Here is a 15,684-nt window from a genome sequence, read left to right as displayed (position 1 = left end):
GGTCAGCCCTCCGCAATGATCTCGGAGAGCGTGTCGACGCCCTCCCGCGTACCGACGACGACGAGCGTGTCCCCGATGGCGAGCCGGAAGTCCGGCCCGGGTGACGGATGGGCGCTGTGGGTCCGCAGCACCGCCACGATCGAGGCCCCCGTCCGGGTCCGTGCCCGGGTGTCCCCGAGCAGCCTGCCGCCGTACGGGGAACGGGTCCCGAGCGGGATGTGCTCGGTGACCAGGTCGATGCCCTCGGTCCGCACGGCGTCGATCGGCGCCGCGTCGATGAGGTGGGCGAGCCCGGTGGCCTCCTGTGGAGTCAGGGGTACGGAGAGCCGGCAGGAATCGGGATCGTCCTGGTCGTAGAAGCCGATGAAGCGCCGGCCGTCGTGGTGGACGACGACGGAGATGTGCTGGCCCGACTCGGTGGTGTAGTCGTACTGCACACCGACTCCGGGCAGCGTGGTGCGGTGGGTTCCCATGGCTTCCTCCCGAGGAGCGCGGTGTGCTCTACGTGTACTTGGTGATCTCTTTAGCTCCGCATTACCCTATCCGGAGGGTTCCGCCGCCTGTGTGCACGGGCTCGGGGCGGGCCGTCCCGACCGGGCCGGCGCCGCACGCACGCGTGCCCGGCCGGCGACGCGGCACCGGCCGGGCACGGGGGCTGGGGCCCGGAGTCAGTCGCTGATCTCGACCCTGCCGTTCGGCGCGGCCGTGTCCCGCTGGGCCGGGACCTCCGGCTCGGGCGCCGGGCCCGTGATGTTCTTCAGCAGCGCGGCCAGGTCGACCCCCGTGGTGGAGCTGAGGAGCTCCATGCCCTGGGCCACGTTGTCCGTGACCGTGCGCGACAGCCGGCTCGCGCCGTCCGTCGAGATCACGGTCATCTTGTCGATGGCGCTCAGCGGCTCGGCCGCCTTGGCGACGACCTGCGGAAGCACCTCGACGAGCATCTGGAGGACGGCCGCGTCGCCGTACTGCTTGAAGGCGTCGGCCTTCTTCCGCATGGCCTCGGCCTCGGCCGCACCCTTCGCTGCGATGGCGGCGGCCTCGGACTCGCCCTCGATGCGTACGGCGTCGGCGAGCGCGGAGCGGTGGAGCTTCTCGCCCTGACCGGTCAGCCGGGAGCGCTCGGCGTCCGCCTCGGCCTCCTTGACCTGCGCGATGCGGCGGGCCTCCGCCTCCTGCTCGGCCTGGTAGCGCGCGGCGTCGGCGGGCTTGCGGACCTTGGTGTCGAGTTCGCGGTCGGTCAGGGCGGCCTGGCGCTCGGCGACCTTCTCCTGCTCCTGGAGAACCTCCTGCTGACGCGCCGCCTCGGCGAGCGGGCCCGCGGCGTTCGCCCGGGCGGCGGCCGCTTCCGTCTCGGCCTTGATCTCGGCCTGCTTCAGGTGGAACGTCCGCTCGGCGATGGCGATCTCCTCGGCGGCCTTCAGCCGGGCCTGCTCCGAGGCGCGGCGGGCGTTCGCCTCCGCGATGTCCGCCTCCTGCTTGGCGCGGGCGGCCTCGGGGCGGCCGAGGTCCTCCAGGTAGGAGCCCTCGGTGGTGATGTCCTGGATCTGGAAGGCGTCCAGGATCAGGCCCTGGCCGGACAGGCTGGCCTCGGCCTCCTCCGCCACCTGGCCGGCGAACGCGGCCCGGTCGCGGATGATGTCCTCGACCGACATCCGGCCGACGATGGCGCGCAGCGCACCGGAGAGCACTTCCTGGGTGAAGCCGACGATGCCGTCCTGCTGGCGCAGGAAGCGCTGGGCTGCCGCCCGGATGGCGTCCTCGCTGCCGCCGACCTTGACGATCGCGACGCCTTCGAGGTGGGACTTCACCCCGCGCAGGGTGACGGCCCCGCGCACGGCGACGGGGATGTGCCGGCTGGAGAGGTCCAGGGTGAACTTCTGCTGGACGAACGGCACGACGAAGACGCCGCCGCCGACGACGACCTTCTGGCCGCTGTTGTCGATGCTGGACCGCCCGGTCACCGGGTCCACGGACTTCTTGCCGCGGCGGCCGGTGATGATGAAGGCCTGGCTGGGGCCCGCGACCTTGTAACGGGTGATGACGGCGAGAGCGAGCAGGAAGAGGAGTACGACGACTCCGACGATGGCGATCAGGACTGGACTCATGTGGCTGTCCCCCTCTGCCTCCCGACGGGGACGGCAGTCTGTGGCGAGCGGTGGCGGGCCGGCCGGCGTGCCGGCTCAGCGTTCGACGGGGCGGACCGAGACCGAGGTGGTCGACAGCGTGGCCTCGACCCAGATCTCGGTACCGCGTGCGACCGGGACCGGGCTCTTCGCCGACAGCTTCACGGGCTGCCCGCCGAGTCGCAGCAGCACCTCCCCGTAGCCGTCGGCCGGAATGGCCGTGACCACGGAACCCGAGGTGCCGACGAGATCCTCGTCGCGTGGTGTGGCATCGGTCTGATCACGCATCAGGGCCCGGCTGAACTTCCAGGTCAGCCCGGCAGCGACCAGCCCGGCCAGCGCACCGACCGCGGTGGCGGCGACCGTTCCGGCGCCGGTCGTGCCGAGCACGATGGCGCCGCCGAAGCCGAGCATGGAGAGGAAGCCGGCCACCACCGGAAGGGAGACCAGTCCGCTGAAGAGACCTTCCAGCAGGCCCCCGAAGAGGCCTTCGAGTATTCCGTCGAAGATCAGTGACAGGGCCAGGAGCGCGACCCCCGCAATGCCGAGACCGAGAAACAAGGTCACGTGATCACCCCTCCCGGCTACGGAATCCCCCGACCATTTCCGTCGAACTGGCTGGATGGTCCCATACATCCCTGACCGCCGACACTGCCGGATCCCGGCAGTCTTCTACTTGTTACCGATGCCGGACAGATGTTCCGCCAGCGTGTCCAGCGACTGGAACGTGGCGCCGAGCAGCGCCACGTGCTTCCAGCGCAGCACCCCGTCCGCGTCGATCAGGAAGACCGCGCGCCGCACCCCGATCCCGGGCGCCGCCACCCCGAACGCCCGGGCCGTCTCGCGGCCCGGGTCCGCGAGGAGAGGCATCCGCAGCCCATGACCGCGGGCGAACGCCTCGTGGCTGTCCACATCCTGTGGACTGATCCCCCAGACCTCGGCGTCGAGCCCTACGAAGGTCTCCATGCCCGAGGAGTACGAGCAGAGTTGCTTGGTGCACACGGCCGTGTTGTCGCCCGGGTAGAAGGCGAGGACGAGGGCCCGGCCGCGCGCGGCGGAGAGGGTGAAGTCGCGGCGTGCGAAGGAGTCCCCGTCCAGGACGCCCCCCGCGAGGGTGAACTCCGGTACCTGCGAGCCGAGTTGCGGTGACGATCCCATGGTGTGCCCTTCGGTTTCCCGCGCTGCGGCGGTGCTGCTGCCCTGTTGACGTACAGCATGCATCCGGCAGGGGGGCGGTCAGTCACCCGGCGGCGGTTCCGGTTCCGTGAGGAACAGGCCGAGCACCAGGGCGAGGGCCGGGATCGCGCACAGGATCGTGAACACGCCCTGCGGCCCGTACGCCTGGGCCGCCGCGCCGAGCGCGGGCGCGATCAGGCCGCCGACGCTGACCGCGAGGCCGAGCGTGACGCCCGCCGCGGTGCCGGGGCGGCCGGGCAGGTAGTCCTGCCCGAGCTTGACCAGGACGGCGAACGGGACGTTGAGCGCGAGGCCCGCCAGGACCGCGAACAGCAGCGGGAGGACCGTGCCCGGGGTCAGCCGCAGGGCGATCAGGGCCGGTACGGCGAAGAGGCCGCCGAGCTGGACCGTACGGACCATGCCGATCCGGTCGGCGATCCGGCCGCCGAGCAGCGTGCCGGCCACCCCGCCGACGAGGAAGCAGGCGAGTGCCACGCCCGCGAGCCCGCGGCCGGAGTGCAGATGGCGGATCCAGAACAGTTCGATGAACGTGATCGCGCCGAAGAACGCCACCGACCGGACCACCTCGATGCCGGTGAGGACGAGGAAGGGCCGCCACTGGTCCCGCCCGGTCCGCGCGGTCCTGTGCGGGGTGGTCGCGGCCGGGCGGTGCCGGAGCAGCACGAACGCCATCAGCACGGCCGGCGGGATGAAGAGCGCCGTGGCGCCGACCCCCATCGTGACCAGCGCCGGGGTCGCGAGCACCGGAGCCAGGAAGAAGCCCACGCTGCCGCCCGCGGCGAAGACGCTCATCGCGGACGCGCTGTCCCCGGCCGCCTCGCGGGCCGCCTTGCCGGCCGCCGGGTGGAACATCGCCACGCCCAGCCCGGAGAGCAGGATCAGCAGCCAGACCGCGGCGTACGGCCTGACGAGCCCGGACAGGCCCAGGCCGATCCCGGCGACGGCGAGCCCGGCGGGGGCCAGCCGGTTCAGCCGGTAGCGGTCCACGGCGACGCCGATGAACGGCTGCGGGACCGAACTGCCCAGGGCCGCCGCGAGGGTGAGCCCCGATGCGGCGACGTAGCTGTAGCCGCGGTCCAGCACGAAGTACGGGACGCAGGCGGGGACCAGGCCCTGGTAGAGGTCGTCCACGGCGTGCGCGGCGCCCCACATCCGCATCCGGCGCCAGGCGGACCCGGACGGGGGCCGGCGTGCGGCGGGCGAGGTCAGGGGCGGGGGGACGGCGGATGGGGTCGGTCGGGCCGTGGGACCGGTCATGAGCGCGGCTCCTTGTCGGGGTCCCTTCGAGGATTCCGGCCGCGGCCACCAGCGGGCTATCGATATTCTGCCGACCTATGTCGCCAACCTGCCGCACGCTCCACGGGCCGGCCCGGGTGCCGCTCGCGCACCAGGAGCGCATCGACCGGCACCACCATCTGGAGCACCAGCTCGTCTGTCCGTCCCGCGGGGTGCTGGAGGTCTCGACCCCGCAGGGGGTGTGGGCCGTGCCGCCGCACCGGGCGGTGTGGATCCCGGCCGGCGTGGTCCACGCCCATCTGGCGTACGGCCCCACGGAGTTGCGGGCGCTCTCGTTCGCCCCCGCGGACAACCCGCTGCGGCTCGACCGGCCGACCGTGCTGGCCGTGACCCCGCTGCTGCGGGAGGTCGTGGCCTGCCTGACGGACGACTCGGAGCTGACGGGGGACGCACGGCAGCGGCGCAACCTTGAGCGGGTCGCGCTGGACCAGCTGCGCCGGGTCGAACCGCTCGGGGTCTGTCTGCCGTCGCCGGTGGACGCGCGGCTGCGGGACGTGGCCCGGATCCTCCAGGACGACCCGGCGGACGGACGGACCCTCGCCGGACTCGGCGCGGAGGTGGGCGCGTCGTCCCGCACCCTGAGCCGGCTCTTCCGCGCGGAGACCGGGATGTCGTTCCCGCAGTGGCGCACCCAGCTCCGGCTGCACCACGCGCTGACCCTGCTGGCGTCGGGCGGATCGGTCACCGCGGTCGCGGTGGCGTGCGGCTACAGCGGGCCGAGCGCGTTCATCCAGTCCTTCCGGCACGCGTTCGGCACCACGCCCGGCTCCTACGCCGCGGGCGGGACGGGCGGGGCGTAGTAGCCCAGGAACATGTCCACCCCGTGGGTGATCAGCCGTTCGGTGGCGTCGTCGTCGATCGTCGTGCCGTACGAGCCGAAGACCAGGTGCGGGAAGACCAGCAGCGCGTACAGCTGGACGATCGCCGTCTCCAGGTCGGGGATGGCCAGCCGGCCCCGGCGGGCCAGTTCGCGCAGGGCGTCGGCGACGGCGGGGTGGTGGCCCTCGGGGCCGTGGCCCTGCCAGGCGTGCGCGATCTCCGGGAAGCGGTGCAGTTCGGCGGTCACCAGATTGCGCAGGGCGATCACATCGGCGTTGCCGCGGACGGCCGCCACCCAGGCGCGGGCGGCGTCGAGGAACGCGGCCCGCAGGTCGGGGGCATCGGCGAGGGCGGCGAGCGCCGTCGTGGACGCGCCGCCGAGCGGCTCGTCGAGCGCCCCCGCGATGACGGCGGTGAACAGCGCTTCCTTGCTGCCGAAGTGGTTGTAGACGGTCACCTTGGAGACGCCCGCCCCGGCGGCGATCGCGTCCATGCCGACGCCGAACCCGTCCCGGAGGAACGCCTCGTGGGCCGCCTTCACGATGGCCTGCCGCTTGGCTTCGGCGCGGGGTCCTGCGGGGCGGGGCTTGGGGTCCATGAAGCGATGCTAACAGCGACCTGAACTGAACAGTTGAGTTCATGTGTACTGAGCCGTACAGTTCAGTTATGACTCATGACGCTTCCCGCACGTCCCCGGCGCACGGCGCCGGCAGCCGCCACGCCCACGGTCACGGCCGGGGCGACAGCCCGCCGCACGGGCACGGCCACGACCAGGGCCCGCACCGGCCGCCCGCCGTCCGCCGGCCCGGGGTGATGCTCGCGCTCCTGTGCGTGGCCCAGTTCATGCTGGTGCTCGACGTCACCGTGGTGAACGTGGCGCTGCCCGGCATGGCCGCCGACCTGCACCTCGACCGCACCGCGCTGACCTGGGTGGTCACCGCGTACACCCTCTGCTTCGGCGGGCTGATGCTGCTCGGCGGACGTCTCGCCGACGCCCTCGGGGCCCGGCGCACCCTCCTCGCGGGCCTCGCCGTTTTCACCGCCGCCTCGCTGGTCTCCGGGCTCGCCGGCAGCGCCGCGACGCTGATCGGCGGCCGGGTCGCGCAGGGCGTGGGCGCGGCCCTGCTGTCACCGGCGGCGCTCGCGCTCGTCACCACCTCGTTCCACGGCCCCGCACGGAACAGGGCGCTCGGGGTGTGGGCCGCGATCGGCGGCACCGGATCGGCGATCGGGGTGCTGGTGGGCGGCGCGCTGGCCGGCGGACCCGGCTGGAGCTGGGTCTTCTACGTCAACGTGCCCGTCGGCCTGGCCCTGCTGGCCGCCCTCCCCGTCTTCGTACCACCGCGCGCGCCGCAGCCGTCGGCCCGGCTCGACGTGCCCGGGGCGGTGCTCGTCACGGCCGGTACCGGTGCGCTGATCTACGGCCTGGTCGAGGCCGGGGACGGCGGGTGGGGCGCTCCGGCCACGCTGCTGCCGCTCGGGGCCGCCGTGCTGCTGTACGCGGGGTTCGCGGCGGTGGAGCGGGTGGCCCGGGAGCCGCTGATGGACCTGCGGATGTTCACCCGGCGGCCGGTGCTGGCCGGGGCGTTCCTGATGCTGATCGCCACCGGACTGCTGATCGCGTTCTTCTTCCTCGGTTCGGTCTACCTCCAGCACGGCCGCGGCTACGGGGCCCTGAGGACCGGGCTGGTCTTCCTGCCGGTGGCGGTGGCCGTCGGCGTCGGCGCACACCTGGGCTCGCGGCTGGTCACCTCGGTGGGGAGCCGGGCCACCGCCGTCGGCGGGATGGCCGTCGCCACCGCCGCCTGCGCCCCGCTGTCCCGGATCGGCGCGGACAGCAGCGTGTACGGGGTGCTGGTGCCGGGTCTGGCGGTGGCCGCCCTGGGGCTGGGGGCGGTGTTCGTCACCGCCACCACGACGGCGCTGGGCATGGTCCCGCACGGGGAGGCGGGGCTCGCTTCCGGGGTGGTCAACACCTTCCACGAGGTGGGCGGGTCGATCGGGGTCGCGGTCGTGTCCACGGTGGCCGCCGCGGGGATCGGCGGCGTCGCGGGCACAGTGACCGGCTTCGCGGACGCCTTCCTGGTGTGCGCGGTGGCGGCGGGCGGCTGCGCGGTGGTGGCCGCGGCGCTGGTGCCCTGGGGGAAGCCGGAGACCGGGGGCGCGATGCCGGTGCACTGAACCGCGCGGCGCGGCGGCAGGCGCTCGCGGCGGCCGGCCCCGGGGACTCCCAGGCGGGGTTGTCAGAGGCGGGTGCGAGGATCGCGGACATGAAGCCGTTGCTCCTCGCCGACATCGAGGCCGCCGTCCGCGGCAGCTGGGGCGCCGACACCACCACGCCCGAGCACCGCCCGCACTGGACGCCGGGGAACCCCGCCCGCGACCAGTGCGGCGTCACCGCCCTGGTCCTGCACGACCTGCTGGGCGGTGAGCTCATACGCGGCGAGGTCCGGGTCGACGGCGTGCGCACCGACTACCACTGGTGGAACCGGCTGGGTGCGGGGACGGACATCGACCTGACGCGCGAGCAGTTCGGCCCCGAGGAGATCGTCTCGGGCGGCACGGTGATTCCCCGCCCGCCGCGGATCGTCCGGCTGCGCGAGGAGTACGAGCTGCTCCGCGGCCGGGTCCTGGAGCGGCTGGGCACGCCCGCGTAGCGGGGCCCGGGCCCTCACCCCAGTTCGAGGCTGGTGACGCCGAACAGCCCGGCGTGATCGATGTCCGGCGCCGGGCCGGTGTACATGCGTGCCGTCTCGAACGACGGGGTGAGCCCCAGCTCTCCGGCCAGCCGCACCGCCGCCGGGTTCACGTCGGGCACGTCCACGGCGACGGGCGTGGACGGATCGGTGGCCGCCAGCGCGCTCACCAGGGCCAGGGCGATCTCCGGCGTGGCGGCGTACAGCGGGCCGATGCGCGAGGACGTACGGCAGGCGCGCAGCACGGCGAGCCCCCGCACCTCGCCCTCGGCGAGCGCGACCAGCGCGGTGCGTCCGGGTGAGGTCGTCCAGGCCGCGAGGAAGCTGTCCCGTTCCGCCGGGAAGAACCGGCGGTCGTAGGCGGTGACCTGGCCGAAGGGCAGCGTGCGGGCGTCCACCAGGGTGACGCCGGGCGGCGGCGCGACGTCCACCGGGACGAGGCCCTCGTACCGCAGGTTCGTCCAGGCCGGCAGGAAGCCGGACTTCCGGTAGGCGGGCTGCTGCGCGACGACTCCGTCGAGGCCGGTGTTCCGCCCGGCCAGCCGCGCCGTCCCGGCGGCCCAGAGCCGGCTCCCGTACCCCTGTCCGCGCAGCTGCGGGCGGGTCAGGTAGAAGCCCAGGAAGCCGAAGCCGGAGCCGTAGCGGACCACGGAGACGCAGGAGGCGGGCGCCCCGTCGAGGCGCCCGATCAGGAAGCCGCACGGATCGGCGGCGAAGAACGCCTGACCATCGGTCAGCCCGGGATTCCAGCCCTCGGCATGGGCCCAGTCCGCCATCATCCTGATGTCGTCCGCGCTTGCTGTGGTGATCTCGAATGTCGGCACCGAACACGTTTTACCCCGTCGAAGGGCGGCCCGCCGTCATTTCACCGCATCACCACCCGGTCCACAGCAGATGGTTGACCGCCAGGGCCAGGGCCGCCTGGGCGGTGAGCCAGCCGCGCCGGGCGCCGGTGGGCAGCAGCGCGCCCAGCGGGAGCAGCCACAGGGCGAACGGCTGCCAGATCCGCTCGGTCTCCGCCTTGCTCATGCCGGAGAGGTCGGCGGCCAGCAGGGCGGTCAGGGCCGCCAGCGCGAGCAGGATCAGCCGGCCGTCGGCGGCGGTGGTACCGGCGCGCAGCCCGCGCACGGCTCCGGGTGCGCCCGCCACACCCCGGCGCAGCCCCGCGACCGTGGCCGGGCCGATGATGACCGCCGTGCAGGCGAGGTTGGCCCAGATCCAGTAGCCGTACGGGCGGACGCCGCCCGCGCCCTGGTAGTAGCGCTCGACCAGCACGCGGTAGGCGTGCCACCAGTCGAAGCCCGCCACGGTGAAGGCGGCCGGGACCACCAGGGCCCCCAGCAGGAACAGCGGGAGCGGCCGGGAGGTGCGGGCGAGCACGAGGACGGCCAGCAGCGGCAGGGCGATGAGCGTCAGACCGTAACTGAGGTAGCAGGTCAGGCCGTAGAGCAGGCCGGCGCCGAGCGCGGCGACGGCCGGGGCGCGGGCCGTGCGCCGCGCGGCCAGGGCCAGGAGCGCGACGGACCAGGCCGCCACCGCGGTGAAGTAGCCGTCGGCGGAGGTCCCCGCCCAGACGGCCACCGGGGCGAGGACGAGGAAGGGGGCGGCGCGCCGGGCCGTGTGCTCGTCGGCGAGTGCCCGCAGGGCGACCAGCGCGGCCACCGCGGCCGTAGCGCCGGTCACGATGCACCAGACGCCCGCCCAGGCTCCGCCGCCCAGCCCGATGCGGTCCAGCAGCACGAAGGTGAGGGTAGCGCCCGGCGGGTGTCCGGCGACGTGGGCGGGCCAGTTGCCCGGCGGGCCGATCAGGATGTGGCTGTCGAAGGTGCGCAGCGCGGCGCCGATGTCGTCGAACCGGTCGATGACCCGCAGGTACTCGTGCTTGGTGGTGAGCCGTTCGGCGACGCCCCGGCCCCAGCCGTCGATCAGTGCCAGCGAAAGGATCCAGGCGAGCGAGGCGGCCCAGCCGGTGAGCAGGAGCGTCCGCCAGCGCAGCCGGGCGGCGAGCGCCGGACCGTAGGCGATCACGGCGACCGCTACGGCCGGAGCGGCGGCCGTGCCGGGGCCGATGTGCGGGTACCAGGTCGCCAGCAGGGGCGCCCAGTGGACGACCAGGGTGTGGTCGGCGTTCTCGATCGCCTGGCCGATGAGCGCGGCGGCGGTGATCAGCGCGGCGGCCCCGGCGGCGGCGATCAGATCACCACGGGTTCCGGCGCGCGCGGTGACGGGGTCCTCGGTACGGGGTGGGGTGCGGTCCTCGGTCTTCACCCGGGCACGGTATGCGCGGCGGGCGCCCGCGGAGGCGTGTCGCCCGCACGCGTCATCGAACCGTCAGATCCGGCCCCGGGAGGGGGCGGGGGGCCCGGCACCGGAGTGACGTCAGACTTTCGTCAGGAGTCGTACCCCTGCCATCCCCGGAGCGCGGGCATAGCGTCGCGCCATGGGCGAACCACATGACAGCGGGCCTCCCGGCCCCGTTTCCGCACGCATGGCCGCGGTCCTCGAACGGACCCCGTCCGCGCCGGGCTTCTGGCGCAGCCCGGTGCGCGGCGTGCGGTTCACGGCGGTGCTCGGGCTGGTCCTGCTCGCCGGGATCACGCTGCTGTTCGTGACCGGCCTGCTCTCGTACGCCGCGTACAACCCGGACCTCGCCCGGGTCAACGACAAGACGCCCGACAAGGGGCTCCTCGGCTTCTACCTCTTCCCCTGGCCGACCGGGCCGCACTGGCTGTACCGGCTGACGCAGGGGCTGCACGTCACCGTCGGCATCGTGCTGGTGCCCGTCCTGCTGGCCAAGCTGTGGTCGGTGGTCCCGAAGCTCTTCGCGCTGCCGCCGGCCCGGTCCGTGGGGCACGCGCTGGAGCGGGTGTCGTTGCTGCTGCTGGTGGGCGGGGCGCTGTTCGAGTTCGTCACCGGGCTGCTCGACATCCAGCTGGAGTACCTGTTCCCCGGCTCCTTCTACCCGCTGCACTTCTACGGCGCGTGGGTGTTCTTCGCCGCCTTCCTGGCCCACGCCGCGCTGCGCGTGCCGACGGCGGTACGGGTGCTGAGGGAGGGCGGGCTGCGCGGGAACCCCGCGGACGACCCGCTCGCCTCGCCCGCCCCGGCCGAGCCGACCCTCTCCCGGCGCGGCGCCCTCGCCATGGTGGGAGCCGGGTCGCTGGTCCTGTTCGTCACCTCGGCGGGCCGCAGCTTCGACGGGCCGCTGCGAGAGCTCGCCGCACTCACCCCGCACGGCGCCGCCGACCCGGGCACGGGCCCGAACGGCTTCCAGATCAACAAGACCGCCGCGTCCGTCGGCGTCACCCCGGCGGACACGGGCGAGGGGTGGTGGCTCACGGTCAGCGGCCCGGCCGGTGACCTGCGGTTCACCCGGGCGCAGTTGCTGGCCATGGACCTGTCCAGCGCCGCGCTGCCGATCGCCTGCGTGGAGGGCTGGTCGACCTCGGACCAGTGGTGGCGCGGCGTACGGCTGCGGGACCTGGCGGCGCTCGCCGGCTACCCGCACTCGCCGCCGGGGGTGCTCGTGGAGTCGGCGCAGCGGCGGGGCGCGTTCCGCCGGGCGGCGCTGCGGGACAACCAGGTGCGTGACCCGCGCTCGCTGCTGGCCCTCCAGGTCAACGGCGAGGACCTGTCGCCCGACCACGGGTACCCCGCCCGCGTCATCGTCCCGGCCGCCCCCGGAGTGCTCAACACCAAATGGGTGACCCGGCTGACCTTCGGAGCGCTGTGACGCACAGGACGAGTCCCCGGCAGACGTTCCGGCGCTGGTACGGAGAGGGGCCGCTGCACCTGCTCCTGCTGGCCGCCTCGTTCGCGCTCGCGGGATACGCGGGCGTGCGGCTGCTGGCGGGGGACGCCCTCGGCGTCCTCGTCTGGTTCGTCGGCGCGGCCCTGATCCACGACCTGGTGCTGGTCCCGTTGTACGCGAGCGCGGACCTGGCCCTGCGCGGGGTGATGAGCGGTCCCCGGTCCGGGCTGGTCAACTTCGTGCGGGTGCCGGCCTTCCTCTCCGGCCTCCTGCTGCTCGTCTGGTTCCCGTTGATCACCCGTCAGGCGGAGCGCTACGCACCGGCGAGCGGGCTCTCTCCCGACGTGTTCCTGGGGAACTGGCTGCTCGTCACGGCGGCTCTGTTCGGCCTCTCGGCGCTCTGGCTGACGGCCACGACGCTTCATGGCCGCCGCAGTGCGACGAAGGGCCGGCCGCCCGCCTCCCACTGATCGACCGGCTCCCACCCCTGGCTCCCGGCGCGGCGCAGCAGAGCGGGCGTCCCGAGGCGCGCCCACGGGAACGGCTCCTGCGCCGCCGGCCGGGTGCCGTGCGCAAACGGGCCCGCGCCGCGTCCGTCGTCCAGGTGGACGCTGACCCGTTCGTCGATGTCCTGCGGCACGGTCTCGGCGACGAGCAGCCCGTCCGGAGCGAGCAGGCCGGCCGCCCGTTCCAGGAGCCGGCGCGGGTCCCCGCCGATGCCGATGTTGCCGTCGAGCAGCAGCACGGTGCCCCAGCGCCCCTCGCCCGGCAGCGGTTCGAAGACGGAGCGCCGCAGCGCCGGACCGCCCAGGCGCCGGGTGCGGGCGACCGCCGCCGCGCTGACGTCGATGCCGAGGGCGCGGTGCCCCCGGCCGGCCAGTTCGGCGACCAGCCGGCCCGGGCCGCAGCCGATGTCCAGGACGGGCCCCTCGCAGCGGCGCAGCGCCGACCGGTCCGCCGCGTCCGCGCCCGCGCACCAGCGCTCGACCTCCAGGGGCAGCAGCCAGCCGTCGGTGCGGCGGAGGAAGAGCGGGCCGCGGCCGTTGCGCAGGGCGTCGGCGTAGGGGTCGGCGCCCCACGGCGCGGCGTTCGGGCCGGGTGGCGCGGGGGCCGGGTGGGGTGCGGTGTGCTGACGGGCGTTGTCCGGGCCGGGTGGCGGCGACGGCGCCGTGGGGGTCGTGGCGGGCCGGGGGGAGGCTGTCATCGGGCCCCCGGTCCGGTCAGCCGGCCGAGCGCGGCGGCGAACCGGCCGTGCGGTGCGGCGGCGGCCACGTCCACGGCGTCCGCCGCGGTGTCCACGTCGCGCAGCCGCACCAGGTCGCGCACGCGCAGCCCGGCGGCGATCAGCCGCGCACGCTGCACGGCGCCCGTGTCCGGCGCGGACATGGGCACCCCGCGCAGGAGTCCCGGATCGGGCGCCGCCAGGCCCAGCGCCCAGAAGCCGCCGTCCTCGGCCGGTCCGAACCAGGCGTCGCAGTCGTCCCACGCGGCGTCGTGGAGTGCGGGCGCCAGCGCGGCCGCGTCGATCTGCGGGGTGTCCATGCCGATCAGCACCGTCGGCCCGGTACAGGCGCCGAAGGCCGCCGCGAGCCGCTCGTCGAGGCCGCCCCCGCACTGCGGGATCACCTCGACGCCCGCCGGCAGCCAGGGGCCGGGGGCCCCGGCCAGGACGACGGCCCGCCGCCGCGCGGGCAGGGTCAGGACGGTCTCCAGGGTGTCGGCGAGCGACGCCTCGGCGAGACGGGCCGCCTCGACGGGGCTGAACGGCGGGGTGAGGCGGGTCTTGACCCGGCCCGGCAGCGGTTCCTTCGCGATGACCAGCAGCGTCGCCGCTCCGGTGGGCCGCGCCCCGGGGCTCATCGCGACACCGGAGGCCGCACGGCCGACACCCCGGCCGAAGCCTGCGGCCTGCGCAGCACCCCGCGCATGTCGCGTACCGCGTGCCAGGTGCCGCGCCAGGTGCCGGTCACCTTGGACTTCCCGGTACGGGACAGGTACGGCACGTCCGTCTCGGCGACCCGCAGTCCGGAGTCCGAGGCGCGGACCACCATCTCCAGGGGGTAGCCGCTGCGCCGGTCGGTGAGGCCGAGTGCCAGCAGCTCCTCACGGCGCCCGGCCCGCATCGGGCCGAGGTCACGCAGTCGCAGCCCGGTGCGGCGGCGCAGCATCCGGGACAGCGCCAGATTGCCCAGCCGGGCGTGGAGCGGCCAGGCGCCGCGGCCCTGCGGCCGGCGCCGGCCGAGCAGCAGATCGGTCTCGCCCGCCGCGAGACGGCCGACGAAGCCGGGCAGCAGCGCGGGGTCGAGGGAGCCGTCGCAGTCGCAGAAGCAGACGAACTCCGCGTCGGCGGCGAGGAGTCCCGCGTGGCATGCCGCGCCGAAGCCGCGCCGCGGCTCGTGCACCACGGTGGCGCCCAGCGCACGGGCGAGTTCCGCCGAACCGTCCGTGGAGCCGTTGTCGACGACGATGGCGCGCCAGCCGTCCGGGATCGCGCCCAGCACACCGGGCAGGGCCGCGGCCTCGTCCAGGCAGGGCAGGACCACGTCCGCCACAGGTGCGGGGGCCGGGGCACGGCGGTGGAGGGCGTTCGACGGGGAGGAGTCGGTCACGCCGCTCACCCTACGGAGCCGAAACCGACATTTAGGGCACCAGGTTCTTACGAAACGTGGACGTCGCACGGGCGGGCGTCCTGCGGCCCCCGGCGCGGCGGGCCCGGGTGCCAAGGTGGGGGGATGCAGAACATCCCGGACGCCCCCGGCGAGGCCCCCCGGTCAGGACCGGACCCGGCCCCGCCCGCATCTCCCGCCCCGCGTCCGCGCGGCGGCCGGGTGCTGGTCGTGGACGACGATCCGACGGTCGCCGAGGTCGCCGCGGGCTATCTGAGCGGGGCGGGCTACGACGTCGAGCGCGCCGCCGACGGCCCCGCTGCGCTGGAGCGGTTCGCGGCCCGCCGCCCCGACCTGGTGGTCCTGGACCTGATGCTGCCGGGCATGGACGGCTTCGAGGTGTGCCGCCGGATGCGTGCGCACGGTCCGGTGCCGGTGATCATGCTGAGCGCGCGGGGTGACGAGGACGACCGCGTCCTGGGCCTGGAGACCGGGGCGGACGACTACGTCACCAAGCCGTTCAGCCCGCGCGAACTGGTCCTGCGCGTCGACTCGGTACTGCGGCGCGCCGGTGCCACGCCGGCCGGCGCCCCGGCGGCGCTTCTGGAGGGCGCGGGGCTCGTCCTGGACCCGTCCGCGCGCCGGGCGACGCGGGCGGGTCGCGCGCTGGCGCTCACCCTGCGCGAGTTCGACCTGCTCGCCTTCTTCCTGCGCCACCCGGGCCGGGCGTTCACCCGGGAGGAGCTGATGCGGGAGGTGTGGGGCTGGGACTTCGGCGACCTGTCGACGGTGACGGTCCACGTCCGCCGCCTGCGCGGCAAGATCGAGACGGACCCGGCCCGCCCGGAACGGATCCGTACGGTCTGGGGCGTCGGCTACCGCCTGGACGTCGAGGCGGCAGCGCCGGGCCTCACCGAGGGCGCGCCGGGTCCTCCGTCCGGGGCGGCGGACCTCCCCGAAGGGGCGGAGGGCCTTGCCGTGGGGGCCCCGGACATGCCGTCCGCGCGGCCACCCCTGCCGGGAACGCCGCCGCCCCCGCAGGACAAGCCGTCCGTACGGCCCCTCCCGAACGCCCCGTCCCCGTCCCCGCCTCCGCCGGACGCCCCGACCGCGCCGCCGCCCCCGCCGGACGCCCCGCCCCCGCCCCCGCCCCCGCCGGACGCCCCGCCCGTTCCCGCCCCCGGAGCCTGAGCAGC

The 15,684-nt window shown here is 74.8% G+C and carries 17 protein-coding genes; 6 read left to right on the top strand and 11 right to left on the bottom strand.

From position 1 onward, the window contains the following. Positions 1-2: 2 nt before the first annotated feature. The 5 genes from ABZ454_RS01045 to ABZ454_RS01025 form a co-directional block, all read right to left on the bottom strand. Entirely contained in the window at positions 3-473 is a 471-nt protein-coding gene (locus ABZ454_RS01045) for a TrkA C-terminal domain-containing protein (RefSeq protein WP_266417117.1), read from the bottom strand. 195 nt (positions 474-668) lie between these two features. Beyond that, on the bottom strand, positions 669-2,105 hold the full coding sequence (locus tag ABZ454_RS01040) for an SPFH domain-containing protein (protein WP_356319268.1): 1,437 nt from the start codon (positions 2,103-2,105) through the stop codon (positions 669-671). 75 nt (positions 2,106-2,180) lie between these two features. Beyond that, positions 2,181-2,690: a hypothetical protein gene (locus ABZ454_RS01035; protein WP_359535426.1), complete on the bottom strand. Its 510-nt coding sequence runs from the start codon at positions 2,688-2,690 to the stop codon at positions 2,181-2,183. A 105-nt stretch (positions 2,691-2,795) separates the two neighbouring features. Continuing rightward, a complete protein-coding gene (locus ABZ454_RS01030) occupies positions 2,796-3,281 on the bottom strand; it encodes a peroxiredoxin (RefSeq protein ID WP_359535422.1) in 486 nt (161 codons plus the stop codon). 78 nt (positions 3,282-3,359) lie between these two features. Next, positions 3,360-4,577 (bottom strand): MFS transporter, encoded by a 1,218-nt coding sequence (locus ABZ454_RS01025; protein WP_359535420.1) that lies wholly within the window; start codon positions 4,575-4,577, stop codon positions 3,360-3,362. A 77-nt stretch (positions 4,578-4,654) separates the two neighbouring features. Here ABZ454_RS01025 and ABZ454_RS01020 point away from each other — a divergent pair, with 77 nt between their 5' ends. Continuing rightward, positions 4,655-5,416: a helix-turn-helix transcriptional regulator gene (locus tag ABZ454_RS01020; protein ID WP_359535417.1), complete on the top strand. Its 762-nt coding sequence runs from the start codon at positions 4,655-4,657 to the stop codon at positions 5,414-5,416. On the opposite strand, the gene ABZ454_RS01015 is transcribed toward ABZ454_RS01020, so the two are convergent. After that, positions 5,386-6,033 carry a TetR/AcrR family transcriptional regulator gene (locus ABZ454_RS01015; protein WP_356319273.1) on the bottom strand — a complete coding sequence of 216 codons (648 nt, stop codon included), beginning with the start codon at positions 6,031-6,033 and terminating at the stop codon, positions 5,386-5,388. The two genes, ABZ454_RS01020 and ABZ454_RS01015, sit on opposite strands and share 31 nt — an antisense overlap. A gap of 215 nt (positions 6,034-6,248) precedes the next feature. On the opposite strand from ABZ454_RS01015, the gene ABZ454_RS01010 reads away from it, so the two are divergent. Further along, positions 6,249-7,616 carry an MFS transporter gene (locus ABZ454_RS01010; RefSeq protein WP_359535738.1) on the top strand — a complete coding sequence of 456 codons (1,368 nt, stop codon included), beginning with the start codon at positions 6,249-6,251 and terminating at the stop codon, positions 7,614-7,616. 89 nt (positions 7,617-7,705) lie between these two features. Further along, positions 7,706-8,092 carry a hypothetical protein gene (locus ABZ454_RS01005; protein WP_356319274.1) on the top strand — a complete coding sequence of 129 codons (387 nt, stop codon included), beginning with the start codon at positions 7,706-7,708 and terminating at the stop codon, positions 8,090-8,092. A gap of 14 nt (positions 8,093-8,106) precedes the next feature. Here the strand turns inward: ABZ454_RS01005 and ABZ454_RS01000 are convergent, their stop codons facing one another. Together ABZ454_RS01000 and ABZ454_RS00995 are read right to left on the bottom strand one after the other, a co-directional pair. After that, entirely contained in the window at positions 8,107-8,955 is an 849-nt protein-coding gene (locus ABZ454_RS01000; protein ID WP_359535414.1) for a GNAT family N-acetyltransferase, read from the bottom strand. A gap of 49 nt (positions 8,956-9,004) precedes the next feature. Beyond that, complete coding sequence (locus ABZ454_RS00995) at positions 9,005-10,399, bottom strand: hypothetical protein (protein WP_359535411.1); 1,395 nt, start codon at positions 10,397-10,399, stop codon at positions 9,005-9,007. Positions 10,400-10,619: 220 nt separating this feature from the next. On the opposite strand from ABZ454_RS00995, the gene ABZ454_RS00990 reads away from it, so the two are divergent. Both ABZ454_RS00990 and ABZ454_RS00985 read left to right on the top strand, forming a co-directional pair. Next, the gene (locus ABZ454_RS00990; RefSeq protein ID WP_359535737.1) at positions 10,620-11,864 is read left to right on the top strand and encodes a molybdopterin-dependent oxidoreductase; all 1,245 of its coding nucleotides are present in this window, start codon (positions 10,620-10,622) and stop codon (positions 11,862-11,864) included. After that, entirely contained in the window at positions 11,831-12,352 is a 522-nt protein-coding gene (locus ABZ454_RS00985) for a hypothetical protein (RefSeq protein WP_356319277.1), read from the top strand. Before ABZ454_RS00990 ends, ABZ454_RS00985 begins: the two co-directional genes overlap by 34 nt. On the opposite strand, the gene ABZ454_RS00980 is transcribed toward ABZ454_RS00985, so the two are convergent. From ABZ454_RS00980 to ABZ454_RS00970, 3 genes are read right to left on the bottom strand one after another with little or no spacing between them, the layout of a single operon-like run. Beyond that, entirely contained in the window at positions 12,304-13,086 is a 783-nt protein-coding gene (locus tag ABZ454_RS00980) for a class I SAM-dependent methyltransferase (RefSeq protein ID WP_359535408.1), read from the bottom strand. The genes ABZ454_RS00985 and ABZ454_RS00980 overlap by 49 nt on opposite strands. Beyond that, positions 13,083-13,742, bottom strand: a complete 660-nt coding sequence (locus ABZ454_RS00975) for a DUF2064 domain-containing protein (protein ID WP_359535406.1) — start codon at positions 13,740-13,742, stop codon at positions 13,083-13,085. The genes ABZ454_RS00980 and ABZ454_RS00975 overlap by 4 nt, the downstream gene beginning before the upstream one ends. Then, positions 13,739-14,491, bottom strand: a complete 753-nt coding sequence (locus tag ABZ454_RS00970; RefSeq protein ID WP_359535403.1) for a glycosyltransferase family 2 protein — start codon at positions 14,489-14,491, stop codon at positions 13,739-13,741. The genes ABZ454_RS00975 and ABZ454_RS00970 overlap by 4 nt, the downstream gene beginning before the upstream one ends. A 123-nt stretch (positions 14,492-14,614) precedes the next feature. On the opposite strand from ABZ454_RS00970, the gene ABZ454_RS00965 reads away from it, so the two are divergent. Then, a complete protein-coding gene (locus ABZ454_RS00965) occupies positions 14,615-15,679 on the top strand; it encodes a response regulator transcription factor (RefSeq protein WP_359535400.1) in 1,065 nt (354 codons plus the stop codon). The last annotated feature ends 5 nt before the right edge of the window (positions 15,680-15,684 follow it).

Source organism: Streptomyces sp. NPDC005803 (assembly GCF_040630435.1).
Lineage (GTDB): Bacteria > Actinomycetota > Actinomycetes > Streptomycetales > Streptomycetaceae > Streptomyces.
Note: the sequence above shows the minus strand (reverse complement) of the source record. Positions and strands in the feature narration are given on the sequence as shown.

What these genes read in the sequence shown, in the direction of transcription:
- ABZ454_RS00990 (WP_359535737.1), top strand. Translation starts at nt 10,620, where the DNA reads ATGGCCGCGGTCCTCGAACGGACCCCGTCCGCGCCGGGCTTCTGGCGC.
- ABZ454_RS00975 (WP_359535406.1), bottom strand. Translation starts at nt 13,742, where the DNA reads ATGAGCCCCGGGGCGCGGCCCACCGGAGCGGCGACGCTGCTGGTCATC.
- ABZ454_RS00980 (WP_359535408.1), bottom strand. Translation starts at nt 13,086, where the DNA reads ATGACAGCCTCCCCCCGGCCCGCCACGACCCCCACGGCGCCGTCGCCG.
- ABZ454_RS00965 (WP_359535400.1), top strand. Translation starts at nt 14,615, where the DNA reads ATGCAGAACATCCCGGACGCCCCCGGCGAGGCCCCCCGGTCAGGACCG.
- ABZ454_RS01040 (WP_356319268.1), bottom strand. Translation starts at nt 2,105, where the DNA reads ATGAGTCCAGTCCTGATCGCCATCGTCGGAGTCGTCGTACTCCTCTTC.
- ABZ454_RS01020 (WP_359535417.1), top strand. Translation starts at nt 4,655, where the DNA reads ATGTCGCCAACCTGCCGCACGCTCCACGGGCCGGCCCGGGTGCCGCTC.
- ABZ454_RS01005 (WP_356319274.1), top strand. Translation starts at nt 7,706, where the DNA reads ATGAAGCCGTTGCTCCTCGCCGACATCGAGGCCGCCGTCCGCGGCAGC.
- ABZ454_RS01015 (WP_356319273.1), bottom strand. Translation starts at nt 6,033, where the DNA reads ATGGACCCCAAGCCCCGCCCCGCAGGACCCCGCGCCGAAGCCAAGCGG.
- ABZ454_RS01045 (WP_266417117.1), bottom strand. Translation starts at nt 473, where the DNA reads ATGGGAACCCACCGCACCACGCTGCCCGGAGTCGGTGTGCAGTACGAC.
- ABZ454_RS00985 (WP_356319277.1), top strand. Translation starts at nt 11,831, where the DNA reads ATGGGTGACCCGGCTGACCTTCGGAGCGCTGTGACGCACAGGACGAGT.
- ABZ454_RS01030 (WP_359535422.1), bottom strand. Translation starts at nt 3,281, where the DNA reads ATGGGATCGTCACCGCAACTCGGCTCGCAGGTACCGGAGTTCACCCTC.
- ABZ454_RS01025 (WP_359535420.1), bottom strand. Translation starts at nt 4,577, where the DNA reads ATGACCGGTCCCACGGCCCGACCGACCCCATCCGCCGTCCCCCCGCCC.
- ABZ454_RS01010 (WP_359535738.1), top strand. Translation starts at nt 6,249, where the DNA reads ATGCTCGCGCTCCTGTGCGTGGCCCAGTTCATGCTGGTGCTCGACGTC.